Below are 17,101 nucleotides of genomic sequence, written 5' to 3'. Positions count from 1 at the left end.
CTCTGCCAGCGGTTTAAGACCACCGTTGAACCCCTGTGCAACGAAGCGGAATTTCCAGTCATTATTACGACGGTAAAACTCACCCAGAATTAAGGCTGCTTCCTGACGGCCGCTCAGTTCGACAATGCCGCTAACCAGGCCGGTAGCCCCCTGCTCCACGTCGATGGAAAGATTACGAAGACCGGACACCGTCTGCCCACCGTCACAGGTCACTGTGAACGCAATTTTCTGGACATCAGATTTCAGCCGGTTGAGCGCGACAGTAAAAGTTGAGTACTGGCCTTCACTGACCAGGCTGACGGTACCATCATCGTTGCGTGGCTGACCATAGAACACCATGTCCGCATCACCCTGCACCTTCCCGTCGGCATACAGGCGAAACGCCGAAGCATCCACCTGACCGCCCGAGGTGATCCGGACCCGCAACTCCTGGGCTGGAACGGGGGCATTGCCCCCCGGCGTCAGGTTCATTAGCGAATAACCGCTGAAACGATATCGGAGTGCATATCGTCAATTGTGCGGCCGCGACAGGCATGGCCAAGGGCGGTAAAGTCCCAGTTGCCGTTATTACGACGCAGCGAAGAAATAACGATCCCGGTATGTGAGCCCTGCTCAGTCAGCTTGTAGCGAGCCAGCTCTTTGCCGGTTTGATCGACCACGCGGCAGAATGCGTTTTCGACGTCATTGAACGACTGACCACGGAAGCTGTTAACCGTAAACGCCAGGTATTCAACGTTTGCAGGCAGACGGGAGAGGTTGACCTTAATCACTTCATCGTCGCCGTCACCCTCACCGGTCAGGTTATCGCCACTGTGCACAACAGCTTTGCAGGTGGATTCCAGTTTGCGGAACCAGATGGTGTCAATTGTTTTACCAGTGCTGTCCATTAATACGCAGCCAGCATCGAGATCGATTGAGTCGTTGCCACCTAACAGTCCGCCAAGAAAACCTTTTTTCTTAATCGGATCCCAACCGAGGCCGAATTGAAGCTGGCTTAATGCTGAAGATTCTTTGCTGAGTGATACCGTCTGGTTCTTACTTAATGAAACCATGTTTTATTCCTTAAAATGGTAATGACCGAGACAATCAAAGGGTTGTTTATTAACTGACGAAGAAAATCATATCATGATGAAGTTCTCTGACAAGGGAAATTTTGGTAGTTTTCTGTAAAAACACAAAATGAAATCCTTTTTAGGATGTCCTTATCTCTAGACTTGTATTAAATATCAATACTTTAACAGGGAACACAAAAACACTGGCACACTCCATAACCTCAGGAGTTATTAATCATATTATGATTGACATGTTGCGTAGACACTCATAGACTCACTTCTCAATCATAAATTTGCATGGCGTTCCGGATAATTAAAAAAAATGAACAAAAAAATTTGGTTTATGGAAGGTTTGTCCTCCCAGCGAGATATTATTCAGGGGGTAAAATCATTTGCACAAAAAAATAATTTTGCCATTACCGTTTTTGCCTCCCACCGTAACGAAAGAAATGAAATCCTTTCCGTTGCCGATTATTCTTTGACTGAACCTGAAGATCCTCAAAAACGTCTCCAGTTTATTCAGGAAACCATTCAGACCTACGGCATCCACCATATTCATACTGGCCGTAACAGCCAGTGGTTTGAAGAACACCGTTCAGCCATTGAATCGACCGGTGCCACCCTTACTACCGGTGCAACGGGCGTCGACTGGTTAACTCTGGCTGACGAAAAAGTTACTTTTGCTCAGTTTATGGAGCAAAAGGGTCTCCCGGTCGTACCATCCTGGCGGGTGAATACGCTGGCAGAATTAAAGACACACCTCGCGGCCCCGCCGTTCACTGACAGCCCGGTATGCGTGAAGCCGGTGACGGGTATCTATGGCATGGGATTCTGGCGCTTTGATGACAGTGCTTCGCCTATGGCCGTCTTTAATCATCCCGAACATCGTCTGGTCAGTCCGCAACAGTATATTGCAGCAGCATCAGCTGCTGAGTCGTTTAAACCCCTTGTTTTGATGCCGTACCTGCCAGGCCCGGAATTTTCCGTCGATATCCTCGCGGATAAGGGCGAAATACTCGCAGCCGTGGGACGCCGTAAGGAAGGGGCTATCCAGTATCTGGTAAACGAAGGAAGCGCCTGGGAACTGGCGTGTGACTGCGCCCGTGTTATGAAGGCCGACGGGCTGGTGAATGTTCAGACGCGAAACGATGTGAATGGCAACCCGGTGCTGCTTGAAACCAACATGCGTCCGTCAGGGGGGGTGGGTTATACCCTTCACAGCGGGGTGAACCTTCCTGGGTTATTTGCTGCCTTTAAGCTCGGTCTGATGTCTGAAGATATGGTGCGCCAGAGCGCTAAAAACACCTTTTCTCCGGTTGCGGTGAGATCCATTACGGATGTAATTGCATACCCGGAATCACTCTCTAACCTTCTGAATTAAGGCGTATTTATGTCTGACATCCTCGAAGATATGATTTATCGCCGTACCCTCTCATGCGGTACGATTCAGGTAACCCGCGACCAGGGTGAAGTTTCGCTCGATGACCTGTTTGATATCGCTGAAAGACGTAACCCGAAACGCGCCTTTCTGTTTGTCAGCAAAGTACTCGGCAGACACATTCCCGTGCCACCCTCAGTCATGCGGCAGGCCTATAGACAGCTTGCCAGCCAGTTCCCCGCAACGCTGACAGGGCCCGTACTCTTTATCGGTATGGCTGAAACCGCCGTTGGGCTTGGGGCCGGTGTGTTTGATGAAGTGCGCCACCAGCATCGTGAATCTGTATATCTGACCTCTACCCGTCACCCGGTTGATGGCACGTTGCTTTGCGAGTTCAAGGAAGAACACAGCCACGCCACTGATCATCTGATCTATCTGCCAGATGATGAAGAGAAAAGACGTCGTGTTACCAACGCGCGAACGCTGGTTTTGATTGATGACGAGGCAACCACCGGTAATACCTTTATTAACCTGCTTTCTGCCCTGCGTAATACCGGCAAGCTTCAACATATTGAACAGGTTATCGCCGTTACGCTTACCGACTGGAGTGGCAAAGCCTTGTCCGAGCGCAGCACCTTACCCGTCACTTCTGTTTCTCTTGTAAGCGGTCAGTGGGGATGGACCACATTACCAGATGCACCGGTCCCGGACATGCCGAAAGTCAACGTAACTTCACGCGGAGAATGGGACATCCAGGGGAAACAGTCATGGGGTCGACTGGGGATGCTCGCACCTGCGGCCGATCTCGGCCATGAGGTTTCCGTCCGCAAAGGGGAGCGTGTTCTGGTTCTCGGGACAGGGGAATTCGTCTGGGAGCCGTTCCTGCTTGCAGAACGGCTCGAAGCTGCCGGGGCAAAGGCATTTTACGGTTCGACCACCCGCTCCCCTATCGCCGTTGGTTATGCCATTGAGTCCGCCATTTCCTTTACGGATAACTACGGGCTGGGCATCCCCAATTTTGTCTATAACGTCGCCCACCAGCAGTTTGACCGCATTCTTGTGTGTACTGAGACACCCGCAGAAAGTATTGACGCGCAGCTTCTTAAGGCGCTGGCTGAGGTTGCGCCCGTCGTGGAGATTGTTACCTATGAATAAACCCGTTGTTCTGAGCGACCTTGACGACACGCTCTTTCAGACCCGTCGTAAAATGGTAGACGAGCTGGCCCTGGAGCCATTTCGTACCGGTGCCGTTGATCGCACCCTGAATCCACGAAGTTTTATGACAGAAGAACAGTCCATGCTGGTGGACTGGCTCCTTGAGCAGGCTGAACTCATTCCTGTTACCGCTCGGGGAACTGAAGAAATCAGCCGCGTCAGGATCCCTTTCCGCTCCTGGGCAATCACCACGCATGGGGCCGTCATTCTAACGCCAGAGGGAACGCCCGACGAGGAATGGAAGGCCCTTATGCTCGACCAGTTAGCGCCCTACCAGGAAAGGTTAGAGTCTATGCAACGTCTGATCACTGAAATGATGGACGCAAAGGGGATCAAGGCCTGGGCAAGGCTTAACTATGAATATGATGAAACTCCGGTTTATATGGTGATGAAACACCGGGACAGCACACGCCTCGATGAGCTCACTGCTATTGCTGATGAAATTGAAAAGGTGTTCTCAACGGAAGGTTTCTACATCCATCGAAACAGTAATAACGTAGCCTGGCTCCCCACGCCGGTTGAGAAGGGGCGAGCTGTCAGTTGGCTGCTCGAAAAGCTTCGCGCTGAGCGCGGGGTTTTCCCCGTAATAGGTCTGGGTGACAGCCTGAGCGATCACCGTTTTATGAAACTGTGCAGCTGGTTTGGCATTCCGCGACAGAGTCAGTTTGCAGAGGCCATTTCACAGCGAATTTTTGGAGAAGAATAAAATGCAGCCACATGAAACATTCGCTGGCTCATACCAGCCCGGTGACGTGGAGTTTCTGCTAAAGCCGGTAGTCATTGAGATGACGCCGGTTGAGCAAAAAGAAGAGCTGATTCAGTCCGGAAAGAAACATTATTCGGACATGCTCAGCCAGGAGCCAGCACCCACACAATGGCATCTTGATTTGTTTCACCGGGCGCTGGATCGGGGGGCAGACCGGCTTGCAAAAGAAGTCACGCAGCTCGCTATTGCTCTGGTCGAACGCTTCGGTGATGAGCCCATCGTTCTGGCCAGTCTTGTCAGGGCAGGTGTGCCCCTCGGCGTTATGCTGCACCAGACCCTGCGTGATATGGGGAAAACCTCATGGCATTACGGCATCAGTATCATCCGGGATCGCGGAATTGACAGTACAGCACTTGACGTCATTGAAGAGCGACACGGTACCAACGGTATTGTGTTTGTTGACGGATGGACAGGTAAAGGTGCAATTACCGGAGAGCTTGTACGCGCACTGAAAGATCGCCCGGGCTATCCTGAGCAGCCGCGACTGGTTGTCCTGGCGGATCCCTGTGGCTGCTCCTGGCTTGCTGCCAGTGATGATGACTGGCTCATTCCTTTTGGCATCATGGGTGCGCCGGTATCAGGCCTGATCTCCCGGTCAGTATGGTCCTCTGAAGGATTACATGGGTGCATGGTTTGCGAGCATCTCAGTGAATTCGAATGCAGCCGGATGCTTGTCGATACCGTCGCTCATTTCCGTAAGAAGTTAACACCGACATCCCTCGCTCCCCTGAGCTGGAATACGGAGTCAGCCCGGATCTTATGGCAGACAAGTCGCGACGTTATCGCGTTCCTGGCCGATGAATTTAAAGTGGACAGCGTCAATCGTATTAAACCCGGTATTGCTGAAGCAACCCGGGCTGTATTGCGTCGGGTACCGGACCATATATTTGTGCGTTCTATTGACGACCCGGACGTTGCCTTGCTTGTAGGGCTTGCTCGTGAAAAGGGAATAGTTGTTACAGAAATGGGGGGAACCCTCGGCCAGTATCGGGCTGTAACCATTATCAAGAAGGTACTCTGATGAAAAATCGTCTTTCTCCCTGGAATCTGGGAGCCACGCTATACATGCCTGCAACACGGGAAGATATTGCTGATGCCGTCCTGCATGGGAAAATCCCGGGTTTGCGCTCTCTGGTAATTTGCCTTGAGGATGCTGTCAGTGAAGCAGACATCCCCATCGCCCTCATAAATCTGGAGCACCTGCTGCACGAGCTCAGTAACAGCATGCGTAGCCTGGGTAAAAATGACTGGCCTCTGGTGTTCATTCGCCCCCGGCATGCCGACATGGGCAGATGGTTAAAAGCGCATTATGATCTTTCCGCTGTCGACGGGTTTGTGTTGCCGAAATTTACCCTCAGTTCGTTAGCTGAATGGTGGGATATCATGGGCGGGACTCACCTGTGCATGATGCCAACGCTGGAAACAGAAGACGTCTTTGACGTGGCTCAGATGCGGGAGCTGGCCACCCGTCTGGTGGAACATCCCTGCCACGACCGCATTATTGCGCTTCGAATCGGCGGCAACGATCTTATGAACGTTGTGTCGCTTCGCCGTCCCCGGGACCTGACGCTGTATGACAGCCCGATGGGCTACGTCATCAAAATGCTCGTTTCGGTCTTCGGCCCGCGTGATTTTGCCCTGACCGCGCCCGTATGTGAGCATATTGACGATCATGCCGTAATGGCCAGAGAGCTGGCTCTTGATATGGCACATGGGCTTGTTGGGAAAACGGCCATTCACCCGGGTCAGATAGAGGTCATTCAAAACGCGCTGATGGTCACTCAGGGTGAGCATTCTGACGCTCTGCGGATCCTGAACTCTACCCAGGCCGTGTTTAAGTCGCAGGGAGCAATGTGTGAACCCGCCACACATCGCCGCTGGGCGGCTGGCATTCTGGACAGAGCTCGTTTTTATGGGTTACAGAACGAGCAAAGCGCTGATGGAATCAGATTACTTACCGTGACCCAGCATCATTAAGGAAATCATAATGGGGTTCAGGTTCAGAAAGTCGATCAACATTATTCCTGGTGTTCGCCTCAACCTGAGTAACGGTGCACCGAGCCTGAGTGTCGGGCCGAGAGGTGCTTCCGTTTCTTTTGGAAGCCGGGGGACCTATGCCAATCTGGGCTTGCCCGGTACCGGGCTGAGTTACCGTACCCGGCTTGACCGGGCCGCGCGTTCCGGAGGTGGGAACCGGACGGCTACCGACCCGGGGCTCAGACAGGCGCTTGAGCAGGAAGCCGCTGATCTCATGTCAGCGGTGACCGCAATCCGTAATATTCACGAGCTGACGCCGGATCCTAAAACAGGCATCAGCTGGGCAGAGCTGGAAGCAGTATACCTGCATAACAGAACGTCGCCTTTTCAGGTTCCGGCACCGGTGCGTCCAGAAAAGCCAGACTATCTTGCATTGCCGGAAAAGCCTGCCGAGAGCGAAGGCATTAGTTTTCTGGGTAAATGGTTTGAATCGGAATCAGCTAAAGCTGAGCGCCACGCCGAAAATCTTCGCCGGTGGCAGCAGGAGCTGATTGATGTGGAGCGTGAGAATACCCTTCGACAGCACCGGTACCAGCAACAACGGACGGCCTGGGCCGAACAGTATGCAAACTGGAAGTTTGAGGCTGAAGAACATGAAAAACGGCTCGCCACGGCTCAGGCAGATGCCCGGCAGCAGTTCCGGACAGACGCCGCGTTTTTCGAATCATACCTGGCGGGTGTGCTGGCAGAAACTGAATGGCCGCGTGAAACGCTTGTTGCATTTGAAGTAAAGCCGGAGCTATCAGCAGTCCTGCTGGATGTTGATTTAGCTGAGATTGAAGATTTCCCTGATAAGATTTACGGCGTTAATGCCCGGGGCACGGAGCTGACGGAAAAAGCCATGACGCAAAAAGCCGTACGCGAAAACTATGCCCGCCACGTCCATGGCTGCTTGTTCCGCCTGGTCGGTATCGTTTTACATACGCTACCGTTCGACAACGTGATTGTGTCAGGCTTTACGCAACGGGTCAGTAAGCGGACCGGCTATCTGGAGGATGAGTATATCCTGTCCTGCAAATGCAGTCGCAGCCAGATGTCGTCAGTAAATTTTGCAGGCTTAGAACACATTGATCCGGTTGAAGCGTTAGGCGATCAACCGGTTATTCGAAAGATGAGCAGTACCTTCATTTTTCAGCCTATTGAACCACTAACCCTTTAAGCAGGCTAAATCTTACGATGCAATTAAATACCAGACAGGCCCGGATTTTTAAGCTTGCCAACTTACTGGGCACCGGCAAGCCCGTTTCCGCTGCCGACATTATAACCAGTCTGGAATGCTCAGAGCCGACATTAACCCGGGCACTCAAAGAGCTACGCGAGTCATATTCTGCGGAGATCAAATACAGCAAGGCAGGTCATTCATACCATCTCGTTAATCCGGGCCAGCTGGATAAAAAGACCCTTCGCCGGATGAATGAAGCGCTCGCACAGAATGCTGAACTGAAAACCGGTGAGTCCACAGGGAAGGTCGTACTCGATAAGGATAAAAAAACAGCCGTGTCATTATCGCTACGCATGCGGATTTTAAGAAAAATTGACCGTCTGGCTGCGCTGAGTGGCTCGACCCGAAGTGAAGCGGTAGAGAAGCTGGCTCTGCACTCCGTTGATGAACTGATAAAAGAATACAGCGCTAAAAAGTCCTGACGCTAAATCTCAGACCGGGGTGAAAACCCCGGTTTTGTCATATTTCACCTCTGTATCTGCGTGACGGAGTTTTGATCTATTCTCCTCCCGCAATGTCAGCAGCGCCTTTCTGCCTACAAAACCTGGTGTCTTGACATCCTCTTGTGCTACACATCAATCTTTGGGCGATTTACACTCCATTCATGCAGATCTGTGATGTATGATGATTTTCATACATAAGAAAGTTTATTTTTGCCGGAGTTTTTTTCAGAAATCTTATATTCCAGTACGGTCTGAATTTTTTTCTCTGATAAGAGGCCATTCACATGTCGGTAATTCAATGGTGGTTAACTTATTTCTTTAATGCCGCTTCTGAGTATTTAATCTCCACCCGACAGATGTCGTGCCGTTTTATCAAATCTACAAACTCTGGCCTCTTCCTGAAACTACTCTCCTCTTCCGATCTCTTAAGAAGGAATTACATTTGAGACGCTTACCCGTATATCTGCTACTCGACACGTCCGGCTCTATGCACGGAGAGCCTATCGAAGCGGTTAAGAATGGCGTTCAGACGCTGCTTACCACGCTGAAACAGGATCCGTATGCACTCGAAACGGCTTACGTGTCAGTGATCACCTTTGATTCTTCAGCCCGACAGGCAGTCCCCCTGACAGACCTCCTGAGTTTCCAGATGCCAGCACTAACAGCCAGCGGCACCACGTCTCTTGGCGAAGCGCTTACCCTGACGGCCAGCTCCATTGCCAAAGAAGTACAGAAAACGACGGCTGACACTAAAGGTGACTGGCGTCCCCTAGTATTCCTGATGACGGATGGAAGTCCGAATGATGACTGGCGTAAAGGCCTGAATGACTTTAAAGCCGCCAGAACCGGCGTTGTTGTGGCATGTGCAGCCGGGCATGATGCCGATACCAGCGTCCTCAAAGAAATCACTGAAATCGTGGTTCAGCTCGATACAGCTGACAGTTCGACGATTAAAGCTTTCTTTAAATGGGTCAGTGCGAGCATTTCGGTAGGCAGTCAGAAAGTGGAGTCCAGCAAAAAAGAAGTGATCGGTCTTGAAGACCTGCCACCGCCGCCGCCAGAAGTAAATGTGGTCTTATAATTTTATTAATTAAGGGGATGTCATGTCTGTCAGTCTGAGCAAAGGCCAGGGCGTAAGCCTGAAAAAAAATGAATACGATCTCTCGTCCGTTACTATCGGCCTGGGTTGGGATATTAATGAGGAAAAGAAAGGTTTCCTCGGCGGGATCTTTGGTAAAAAAGAAGAAGAATACGACCTTGATGTGATCGCTTTCCTGTGTAATTCAGCCGGAAAGGTGACCGATCTCGGCAATGTGGAAAATGGTAAACCAACGCTTGTGAATGGCGATATCATCTTTTTCAACAGCCTTCGCCATAAGTCAGGCAATATCTGGCTGACAGGCGATAACCGAACCGGAGCCGGTGACGGTGACGATGAGCAAATTATTGTGCGCCTGAATTCCCTTGACGCTCAGTACGAGAAAATTGTGTTCATCGTTCAGATCTACAATGGTGAAAAGCTCCAGCAGCACTTTGGTAAAGTTCAGAATGCCTTCATCCGGGCAGTAGATGCCCGTAATATTGAAATGGCACGATTCGATCTTTCTGGCGGACCCGCCTTTGCCAGCCAGCGCTCCATGGTCTTTGCCGAGCTGATACGCGAACCTACAGGCTGGAAACTCAAGGCAATTGGTGAGCCTTCAGAATCAGATTCGTTTGTCTCACACCTGAGGAATTACATCTGATGCGTCGCCTGCCTGTTTACCTTGTTATCGACACCTCCGGTTCAATGCGCGGTGAGTCCATCCATTCCGTTAACGTTGGAATTCAGGCGATGCTAAACGCACTCCGCCAGGATCCATACGCCCTCGAAAGTGTCCATGTCTCCATTATCACCTATGACAATGAGGCGCGTGAGTTTATTCCTCTCACGCCGCTGGAAGACTTCCAGTTTTCTGACATCGTTGTGCCAAGCGCTGGCGGGACGTTCACCGGCGCTGCCCTTGAATGTCTGATGCAGTGTGTAGACCGGGATGTGCGTCGCTCAGATGGTGATACAAAAGGAGACTGGCGTCCCCTGGTATTCCTGATGACTGATGGTACGCCTTCTGATGCCATGGCGTACGGTGAAGCGGTAAAAGCTATTCGTGGCCGGGGATTTGGCTCCATCATTGCCTGTGCGGTAGGTCCTAAAGCAGGCCACGAGCATTTAAAACAGCTCACTGATAAGGTTGTGTCTCTGGAGACTCTCGACTCAACCGCTTTTGCAGGTTTCTTTAAATGGGTTTCGGCCAGCGTTTCTTCCGGTAGCACAAGCGCGGGGATCAATGCCGGAACAGATACCCTCCCACCTCCTCCACCAGAAATACAGCTGGTGCTCTGACAGACAGGAAGGTGCTGCTTTACCCGGCAAACGCCTTCCTTTACAGAACCGTTTTCTGCTGACTGTTACCAGCCGTACGAGGGATATTATGAGACGCCTTCCCGTTTTTTTTGTTCTGGACTGTTCAGAGTCCATGATCGGTGAAAACCTGAAAAAAATGACTGATGGTCTGCAAATGATCGTCGGAGATTTAAGAAAAGATCCACACGCACTGGAAACGGCCTGGGTCTCGGTAATCGCATTTGCCGGAATAGCCCGCACGATTGTACCTCTGCACGAAATTGCCTCGTTCTACCCTCCCCGCCTTCCCGTTGGCGGCGGCACGAGCCTTGGGGCTGCATTGCGTGAGTTGACCGTGCAAATTGATACTCAGGTAAGAAAAACCACTCATGAGACTAAAGGCGACTGGAAACCCGTAGTGTATCTCCTTACCGACGGACGTCCGACTGACGACACAACCTTAGAAGTGAAACGCTGGAAAAATAACTACGCGAGTAAGGTGAATCTCATTGCCGTTGGCCTGGGACCGTCAGCGGACCTGAATATCCTGCGGCAGCTGACAGAAAATGTCATGCTATTCACAGAGTCACAGGAAGGCGACTTTACCCGCTTCATCAAATGGATCACGGCCTCGGTTACTGCTCACAGCCGCAGTGTCGGGGACGAAAAACAACCGGAGCTCAGCCAGACTGAATACATAGTTCGCCTGTCCAAAGACGAGTATGTAAAAGCGTACGACGAAAACTGCGTTACGCTCACCGGGCGTTGCAGCAAGACTCGTCGACCGTACCTGATGAAATATGAACGGCCACCAGCAAGGGTTTCCGGGCTCGATTTCAACCTGAACCTGAACAACTTTAATATTGCCGGATGCTATCCCATTGATGAGGACTATTTTGCGTGGTCAGATGCCACCGCTACCGATTTGCAGGTAAACACAAGCGAACTGCATGGTGTACCGGGTTGCCCCCACTGTGGTAATGCCAGTGCGTTTGCCATGTGCTCATGCGGGAAGTTGCTCTGCATTGATGGCCCCGATGACGTGATCTGCCCATGGTGTGAAAAAGGTCTTTCATTCAGCAATGATGGCGGAAACACTAACTTCGACGTAAACAGAGGGAGAGGTTGATGTCGCAAAATACGTCACTTGAAGAAAAGATTATCCGCTTAGTTCTGTCTGAGCTCAGCCACACCGCAGAAGGTGAGCGGCTTTCCCTTCCATCCCAGGATCCTGCCCTGTCTGCCGAGGTTATGCAGCTTATAAAGCGGATTGAGAACCTTGCAAAAGGTACCTCTGCACTGGTTAACGAAGGTGAGAACGAATCAGTGACTGCCCTCCCGCCTGCTCCAGGCCTTGCCGAAAAGCAACAGCCGGTCGGGACTGATGAGGATATGCAGGGAAACCACGCTATTGACAAAAAAGAGACGCAAACAGCCACAGTCAACGAAACCAGCCCTACATTGTGGAAATTGATGCCTTTTTACGAACTTCAGAAACCAGGAAAAAATGAAACTGAAAACCAGCCGTCTCCGATACTAAAACCTGGGCAGGTACCGGAAAGCCAGCATCGGACCGGGTCAGCAGTGCAATGTGTAATGCCCCCGACAGCGAGAATAACCATACCCAACGCCCGCGCAGGCGAACGTTTCTCTTCGCCGGTTGCCATCATACTGGATGAGGGTGGACGGGCGACGATAAGAGACGTTGTCTTTCCCCGGGACATTGGCTTGTCGTATAAAAAAGAACAAGGGTTGCTCACTGGCATACCCACTGAAATTGGCGATATTGAGCTTTCAGTACTGTGGTCATACACTTCGCACGACGAATGCGAAACAAAGTTACTTTTTGTAGTAAACCCGGATCCGAGAAGCCTGTGGAAGGTAATAGAACCACCAGCAGACGCTCCCTACCCTAAGGCCCATCTGGACTCTGCTGGCCTGGTCAGAGATAACATATGTATTGCTGCCGCCAGTCGCCGGGGCCGCTCTCATGAGCATGCCGGGAGCTTCAGAGATGATGACTTCTATATCAACCACTGCCAGGAAACAGGATGGTCTGTCATGCTGGTCGCAGACGGGGCCGGTAGTGCAGTAAATTCCAGAGAGGGATCGCGAATTGCAGTCATGACGGCTGGCGATTACCTTTTCAATCAGCTCAGTGGAGTGAAAGGCGTCCGTTTAAAAGAGCATATCACGACTTGGGAAGGGAGCGATCAGCAGGCAACCATAAACGCCATGCTTCATCATTTTAAACAGGCAGCTACGCTCGCGGTCAACAGCATCCAGAACGAAGCCATTTGTGCAGAACAACCTGTGAAATCCTATTCAACAACCCTTCTTGCAACTGTAGCACTGCGAACTGAAAACGAGCTGTTTGCAGCTGCTTTCTGGCTTGGCGATGGTGCGATAGGTGCATACAGTCCTTCAGGTAAAGTCAGGATACTTGGAAATCCCGATAGCGGAGAATACGCAGGACAAACCCGCTTCCTTGACCAGAGCATTATCGCAGACCCATCATTTACTGGTCGCATCAGCGTGGGCAAATGGAATGACGTATCTCACTTGATCCTTATGACCGACGGCGTATCAGACCCTCTGTTTGAGACTGATAACGGGCTTCGCAGTGACGAAAAATGGACCCGTCTCATTAATGAGATCTCCCCTATCCTCGCAGACGCCAGTATTGCGTCTGAGGGGTTAGGCGACTGGTTAAACTTTTTCTCCACTGGGAACCATGATGACCGCACTATTGCGGTGTTGTGGTAAGGGATACGCTTTTTCGGTGATCAATATGGCAAATATCGTTACGTGTAAAACAAAGAACGGCGAAACAGTCCAGTATGTTGACGAGGTGATTGGTTCAGGCTCGATGAAGGATGTTTACTTTTCGCCTGATAAATCTTACGTCGTCGCTTTTTATCAAAAACCGCAGAATGAGCAGGCCCGGGATCGTATTGATATGATCACCGGCCGCTACAGGCAAAACATTTTTGGACAATCCGGTGGCGAATACTGGAAGGATCTGTTTTGTTGGCCGACCCACGTTGTTGAGCATGGGAATAAAATCGGTATCGTGGTTCCAACCTACCAGAACCATTTTTTCTTTAAATATGGTTCCAAAAACGATGATTTTCTGGATATTAAAGGCCGGGAGAAAGAAGGCAAATGGTTTGCCAGCGCCAGCAACCAGAATAAATTCCTCGATCCGCGTGAACGAGGCAATACGCTTACCTATCTCAAAGTCTGTCTGCTGCTGACAAGAGCCGTCAGAAGGATGCATGCAGCTGGCCTCTGTCACAGCGATCTCAGCTATAAAAACGTGCTGATTGATCCAGAAATGGGCCATGCCTGCATCATTGACGTAGACGGCCTAGTCGTTCCTGGAAAGTATCCTCCCGATGTGGTGGGCACTCCGGATTTTATCGCTCCGGAGGTGGTGAAAACCAGCCATCTTTCCAAAGAAGATCCGAACCGCGTACTGCCAAGCATTACTACTGACCGCCATGCACTGTCGGTGCTTATCTACATGTACCTGTTTTTCCGTCATCCGCTACGTGGCGGAAAAATACATGACATGTCGGATGAAGTGCGTGATGAAACCTTATCAATGGGTGAGAAAGCGCTCTTCATTGAACATCCGACAGACAAAAGTAATGCAGTCAAAATCAGTCAGTTATCCTCCTTTTCACTTCCCTGGGCTGACCCGGGTAAAATTCCTTACACCATCATGGGTCCCTACCTGACGTCATTGTTTGATCGAGCCTTCATCGATGGCTTACATGATGCCACAAAACGCCCTACCGCCGATGAGTGGGAAAGTGCCTTGGTTAAGACCGTTGACCTGATACAGCCCTGCCAAAACACGAAATGTGAACAGAAGTGGTACGTTTTCTCGGGTAAGACAAAGCCGGTCTGTCCTTACTGCGGTACGCCGTATAAAGGTAAGTTGCCAGTGCTTAATTTTTATTCTTCTCGTAAAGAAGGCAGCTATCGTCCTGACGATCACCGGTTGATGGTCTGGAGCGGGCAGTCTATCTATGCGTGGCATGTGAATCGTCTTATCGCGCCAAATGAACGTACAACGGATGCACAAAGGAAACGGGTTGGTTATTTTGTTTACCATAACGATCAATGGTGGTTGGTAAATGAAGGCATATCAGGACTAATGTCATTACCGGATAAGCGGCAGATTATGGTTGGGGAAAAAATAGAACTGAAGAATAACGCTCAATTTGTTTTGTCAAAAGAGGAAGGTGGCAGGCTGGTAGTCGTTCAATTAGTAGAAAACTAACAAATATCTCTTACCAGATTTTAGCTGTTACGGCATTGAGCCACTCATCGCGACTAATTCGATGAGCGGCCCGCCAAACGAGGCTGTGAAGCGCTTATGAAGGCGATGGATCGGTTTAACAAAGAGCTGCGTAGCTCTCTGTTCCTGCTTGGGGAAGGGATTCAGCAGGATTTCAGGGGGTAGCAGACCATACTGTCAATGTCGCCACGGTATACCACTCGCTGGAATGAGCTACTTGTCGTAAAAGCCTGACATCCATGCCAGTGTTACCCGGCATGGTCAGTTCTGGCATGAAAAGCTACTTTAACCACCACGGGCCTTCTGGATTGCGTATTTCAGGGTAGCTTCGTCGACAGCCCCCGGGATGAATGATGTCGTTGCAGCATCGGGTTTTTGCATGTTCATGATAATGAACCCTGGCGTTCCGCTGATCCCGAGAGCTTCCCCCAGTTGCATATTTCCGGAAATGACATTCTCATAGCGACTTTTTTCTCGATCGCTGAATGAGCTGTTGAACCCGGATTTATTCACCACCATGTCTAAATCACTGAGCGTAAACCCTCGCTGGTTGTTGAAGAATACATACGCGCTGGTCATCAGGTTGTTGTGGTACTTACGATACGCTTCAGCGCCAAATGCCTGGTACACATGCAGGCCTGTCGCCGCCCCCATCGCAGAAACGGGTTTCGAACCAGCGAAGATTGGAAATTCTTTAAAGAAGAATTTAACATCGCTGCTCTGGCTCAACACGGATTCAACGACCGGCGCTACCTTCATACAGAAATGGCACTGGTAGTCGAAAAACTCGATGACGGCGACGGCCGCATTATCCGGTCCAATGTTGGGAGTCTCTTTGGTCTCGAAGAGAGCCGGTGCGTAAGGGATGATCCGCTCAAGGGAGGCGTTGGTATTTTGGTTTTCAAGAGCCTTACCCGCTTCAAGCAGATACTGAGGATTTTTTACCAGATAGGTAGCCGCTACCTTTCCTACTTCATCGTTACTGGGGAGCTCAGTTTTAAAATATTTCGACGTGATATACACAGAGCCAGCCGTCGCAATCAACACAGAAATTAAAACAGACGCTACGGGTTTTAAATAATTTAATTTAGTCATAGCCACCTTTACGAATTCAACTTGTTAGTTATCAACCTGTGTTCGATTATACTGTCACAGCACATCGGAATTATTCGTTAAAGAACCCTTTTTGGAGGAATTAGAATGTTACGGCATTTATTCTTACTGACCGCCACAACGTTCTTATGTGGGTGCAGCTATCATTTCGGGAATGATGTTGATGCTTACGATTTAATGTCACGCCCGGTAGGCAACAAGAAATTTGAAATTGTAGCGCCTGATGACAGTATACAATCGCGCATGTTTGCAGCCCGGTTTGCGAGTGGATTAACGGGGATAGGGTTTAATATTTCCAACCATCTGCCCGACTATATTCTCAGATTCAGTTACAGTAAGACCCAGGAAAATATGCAATACAGTGAACAGCTGGTGACGGGCATAACCGGATATGTCGTCGAGAAGAAGACAACGAAAAAAGATAAACACGGGCAGACTCAGACGGACTATGACTATAAACCCGTCAGCGGGATCGTGGGGTCAGAGACGATATCACAGAGGCATTTCTGGCGCCGCCTTGATGTGGAAGTCTACCCTGCGGGGAAAGGGGCACAACAGGTTCTTAAAGTCAGTATGCAGAGCAATGCGCCAATCCCATCGGACAGCATTGCGTATTCCGCAATGATCGACGCTCTGGCCGGGAAACTGGATGCCCCGCTACGCTCCGGAAACTATGTCGCATCGGTTCCCTGGAACTAATGACCAGCACCGCAACGCCCAACCGCAAAGTGACTTTTCTCACCTGCATGCCGCACCTTTACCGGCCTCCTCTGTTGAAATCATAGAGCCGGTAAAGATCACCGATCGTCATTGCATCCACTTTGGACACGAACAAATACTCAAACTGCGCTTTCTGAATATCTGACACTGACGCATCGTCCAGCACCTCCTGGTAAAATCGAGCACTGATGCATCTCTCCGGATGCATGAACTGGTACCGACTCTGGAGAACCACCATTAGTAAAAACAGAATCAGCAGAACGAGAAGTAATATTTGGTTGGAGAGCTCCAGTCCCAGCGACACACCGATGGTTGCCAGGAAACAGAGAGTCCATCCGACCAGGGCAAAAGGAGCCTTTTGGATCTTTTGTTGGTAATAACGGAAGATCACCGGATCATTTAAATACCGCTTATCCGGTAATCCCGTTGCCCGGGTGACAATGCTGAGCCAGAGCGACATTTT

The 17,101-nt window shown here is 50.5% G+C and carries 19 protein-coding genes; 15 read left to right on the top strand and 4 right to left on the bottom strand.

Going from position 1 to position 17,101, the window contains the following annotated elements; all coding sequences use genetic code 11:
- Window positions 1–471, bottom strand: a 471-nt coding sequence (locus NMC31_RS20685) for a TerD family protein (RefSeq protein WP_206525056.1), incomplete at its 3' end; no start/stop codon positions are given.
- Entirely contained in the window at window positions 471–1,052 is a 582-nt protein-coding gene (locus NMC31_RS20680; protein WP_015062979.1) for a TerD family protein, read from the bottom strand. The genes NMC31_RS20680 and NMC31_RS20685, both read right to left, overlap by 1 nt.
- 322 nt (window positions 1,053–1,374) lie before the next feature.
- On the opposite strand from NMC31_RS20680, the gene NMC31_RS20675 reads away from it, so the two are divergent.
- From NMC31_RS20675 to NMC31_RS26140, 14 genes are all read left to right on the top strand, one after another.
- On the top strand, window positions 1,375–2,433 hold the full coding sequence (locus NMC31_RS20675; protein ID WP_015062980.1) for an ATP-grasp domain-containing protein: 1,059 nt from the start codon (window positions 1,375–1,377) through the stop codon (window positions 2,431–2,433).
- Window positions 2,434–2,442: 9 nt separating this feature from the next.
- Window positions 2,443–3,585 carry a phosphoribosyltransferase domain-containing protein gene (locus NMC31_RS20670; RefSeq protein WP_032610455.1) on the top strand — a complete coding sequence of 381 codons (1,143 nt, stop codon included), beginning with the start codon at window positions 2,443–2,445 and terminating at the stop codon, window positions 3,583–3,585.
- Window positions 3,578–4,351: a hypothetical protein gene (locus NMC31_RS20665; RefSeq protein WP_032610456.1), complete on the top strand. Its 774-nt coding sequence runs from the start codon at window positions 3,578–3,580 to the stop codon at window positions 4,349–4,351. The genes NMC31_RS20670 and NMC31_RS20665 overlap by 8 nt, the downstream gene beginning before the upstream one ends.
- Window position 4,352: 1 nt before the next feature.
- Window positions 4,353–5,432, top strand: coding sequence for a cysteine protease StiP family protein (locus tag NMC31_RS20660; RefSeq protein WP_253898958.1), 1,080 nt, complete (start codon window positions 4,353–4,355; stop codon window positions 5,430–5,432).
- Window positions 5,432–6,388 (top strand): HpcH/HpaI aldolase/citrate lyase family protein, encoded by a 957-nt coding sequence (locus NMC31_RS20655; RefSeq protein WP_032610458.1) that lies wholly within the window; start codon window positions 5,432–5,434, stop codon window positions 6,386–6,388. Before NMC31_RS20660 ends, NMC31_RS20655 begins: the two co-directional genes overlap by 1 nt.
- 10 nt (window positions 6,389–6,398) lie before the next feature.
- Window positions 6,399–7,607: a DUF4236 domain-containing protein gene (locus NMC31_RS20650; RefSeq protein ID WP_000506888.1), complete on the top strand. Its 1,209-nt coding sequence runs from the start codon at window positions 6,399–6,401 to the stop codon at window positions 7,605–7,607.
- 17 nt (window positions 7,608–7,624) lie between these two features.
- On the top strand, window positions 7,625–8,092 hold the full coding sequence (gene terW, locus NMC31_RS20645) for a tellurium resistance protein TerW (protein ID WP_001176767.1): 468 nt from the start codon (window positions 7,625–7,627) through the stop codon (window positions 8,090–8,092).
- A 463-nt stretch (window positions 8,093–8,555) separates the two neighbouring features.
- Window positions 8,556–9,194, top strand: a complete 639-nt coding sequence (locus NMC31_RS20640; protein WP_001388628.1) for a vWA domain-containing protein — start codon at window positions 8,556–8,558, stop codon at window positions 9,192–9,194.
- Window positions 9,195–9,216: 22 nt separating this feature from the next.
- Window positions 9,217–9,858, top strand: a complete 642-nt coding sequence (locus tag NMC31_RS20635) for a TerD family protein (protein WP_032610462.1) — start codon at window positions 9,217–9,219, stop codon at window positions 9,856–9,858.
- Window positions 9,858–10,496, top strand: a complete 639-nt coding sequence (locus NMC31_RS20630) for a vWA domain-containing protein (protein WP_015062986.1) — start codon at window positions 9,858–9,860, stop codon at window positions 10,494–10,496. Before NMC31_RS20635 ends, NMC31_RS20630 begins: the two co-directional genes overlap by 1 nt.
- An 88-nt stretch (window positions 10,497–10,584) precedes the next feature.
- Window positions 10,585–11,625 carry a TerY-C metal binding domain-containing protein gene (locus NMC31_RS20625; RefSeq protein WP_015062987.1) on the top strand — a complete coding sequence of 347 codons (1,041 nt, stop codon included), beginning with the start codon at window positions 10,585–10,587 and terminating at the stop codon, window positions 11,623–11,625.
- Entirely contained in the window at window positions 11,625–13,262 is a 1,638-nt protein-coding gene (locus NMC31_RS20620; protein WP_015062988.1) for a PP2C family serine/threonine-protein phosphatase, read from the top strand. The genes NMC31_RS20625 and NMC31_RS20620 overlap by 1 nt, the downstream gene beginning before the upstream one ends.
- 25 nt (window positions 13,263–13,287) lie before the next feature.
- Window positions 13,288–14,787 (top strand): helix-hairpin-helix domain-containing protein, encoded by a 1,500-nt coding sequence (locus tag NMC31_RS20615; RefSeq protein WP_032610464.1) that lies wholly within the window; start codon window positions 13,288–13,290, stop codon window positions 14,785–14,787.
- A gap of 198 nt (window positions 14,788–14,985) precedes the next feature.
- Window positions 14,986–15,039, top strand: a complete 54-nt coding sequence (locus NMC31_RS26140) for a DUF4113 domain-containing protein (protein WP_223203177.1) — start codon at window positions 14,986–14,988, stop codon at window positions 15,037–15,039.
- Between the two features lie 51 nt (window positions 15,040–15,090).
- Here the strand turns inward: NMC31_RS26140 and NMC31_RS20610 are convergent, their stop codons facing one another.
- On the bottom strand, window positions 15,091–15,900 hold the full coding sequence (locus NMC31_RS20610) for a DsbA family protein (protein WP_015062990.1): 810 nt from the start codon (window positions 15,898–15,900) through the stop codon (window positions 15,091–15,093).
- 105 nt (window positions 15,901–16,005) lie between these two features.
- Here NMC31_RS20610 and NMC31_RS20605 point away from each other — a divergent pair, with 105 nt between their 5' ends.
- Entirely contained in the window at window positions 16,006–16,617 is a 612-nt protein-coding gene (locus tag NMC31_RS20605) for a hypothetical protein (RefSeq protein ID WP_015062991.1), read from the top strand.
- A 58-nt stretch (window positions 16,618–16,675) separates the two neighbouring features.
- On the opposite strand, the gene NMC31_RS20600 is transcribed toward NMC31_RS20605, so the two are convergent.
- Window positions 16,676–17,098 (bottom strand): hypothetical protein, encoded by a 423-nt coding sequence (locus NMC31_RS20600; RefSeq protein ID WP_015062992.1) that lies wholly within the window; start codon window positions 17,096–17,098, stop codon window positions 16,676–16,678.
- Window positions 17,099–17,101: the final 3 nt, after the last annotated feature.

Source organism: Pseudocitrobacter vendiensis (genome assembly GCF_943590815.1).
Taxonomy (GTDB): Bacteria; Pseudomonadota; Gammaproteobacteria; order Enterobacterales; family Enterobacteriaceae; genus Pseudocitrobacter; species Pseudocitrobacter vendiensis.
The sequence above is the reverse complement of the archived record's forward strand: the minus strand, read 5'-3'. Positions and strand labels throughout refer to the sequence as shown.

Bases quoted from the DNA above. Each gene is read 5' to 3' on its own strand.
- NMC31_RS20650 (WP_000506888.1), top strand. From the start codon at position 6,399: ATGGGGTTCAGGTTCAGAAAGTCGATCAACATTATTCCTGGTGTTCGC.
- NMC31_RS20655 (WP_032610458.1), top strand. From the start codon at position 5,432: ATGAAAAATCGTCTTTCTCCCTGGAATCTGGGAGCCACGCTATACATG.
- NMC31_RS20680 (WP_015062979.1), bottom strand. From the start codon at position 1,052: ATGGTTTCATTAAGTAAGAACCAGACGGTATCACTCAGCAAAGAATCT.
- NMC31_RS20665 (WP_032610456.1), top strand. From the start codon at position 3,578: ATGAATAAACCCGTTGTTCTGAGCGACCTTGACGACACGCTCTTTCAG.
- NMC31_RS20675 (WP_015062980.1), top strand. From the start codon at position 1,375: ATGAACAAAAAAATTTGGTTTATGGAAGGTTTGTCCTCCCAGCGAGAT.
- NMC31_RS20610 (WP_015062990.1), bottom strand. From the start codon at position 15,900: ATGACTAAATTAAATTATTTAAAACCCGTAGCGTCTGTTTTAATTTCT.
- NMC31_RS20660 (WP_253898958.1), top strand. From the start codon at position 4,353: ATGCAGCCACATGAAACATTCGCTGGCTCATACCAGCCCGGTGACGTG.
- NMC31_RS20615 (WP_032610464.1), top strand. From the start codon at position 13,288: ATGGCAAATATCGTTACGTGTAAAACAAAGAACGGCGAAACAGTCCAG.
- NMC31_RS20670 (WP_032610455.1), top strand. From the start codon at position 2,443: ATGTCTGACATCCTCGAAGATATGATTTATCGCCGTACCCTCTCATGC.
- NMC31_RS20620 (WP_015062988.1), top strand. From the start codon at position 11,625: ATGTCGCAAAATACGTCACTTGAAGAAAAGATTATCCGCTTAGTTCTG.
- NMC31_RS20630 (WP_015062986.1), top strand. From the start codon at position 9,858: ATGCGTCGCCTGCCTGTTTACCTTGTTATCGACACCTCCGGTTCAATG.
- NMC31_RS20625 (WP_015062987.1), top strand. From the start codon at position 10,585: ATGAGACGCCTTCCCGTTTTTTTTGTTCTGGACTGTTCAGAGTCCATG.
- NMC31_RS20605 (WP_015062991.1), top strand. From the start codon at position 16,006: ATGTTACGGCATTTATTCTTACTGACCGCCACAACGTTCTTATGTGGG.
- NMC31_RS20635 (WP_032610462.1), top strand. From the start codon at position 9,217: ATGTCTGTCAGTCTGAGCAAAGGCCAGGGCGTAAGCCTGAAAAAAAAT.
- terW (WP_001176767.1), top strand. From the start codon at position 7,625: ATGCAATTAAATACCAGACAGGCCCGGATTTTTAAGCTTGCCAACTTA.
- NMC31_RS20600 (WP_015062992.1), bottom strand. From the start codon at position 17,098: ATGTCGCTCTGGCTCAGCATTGTCACCCGGGCAACGGGATTACCGGAT.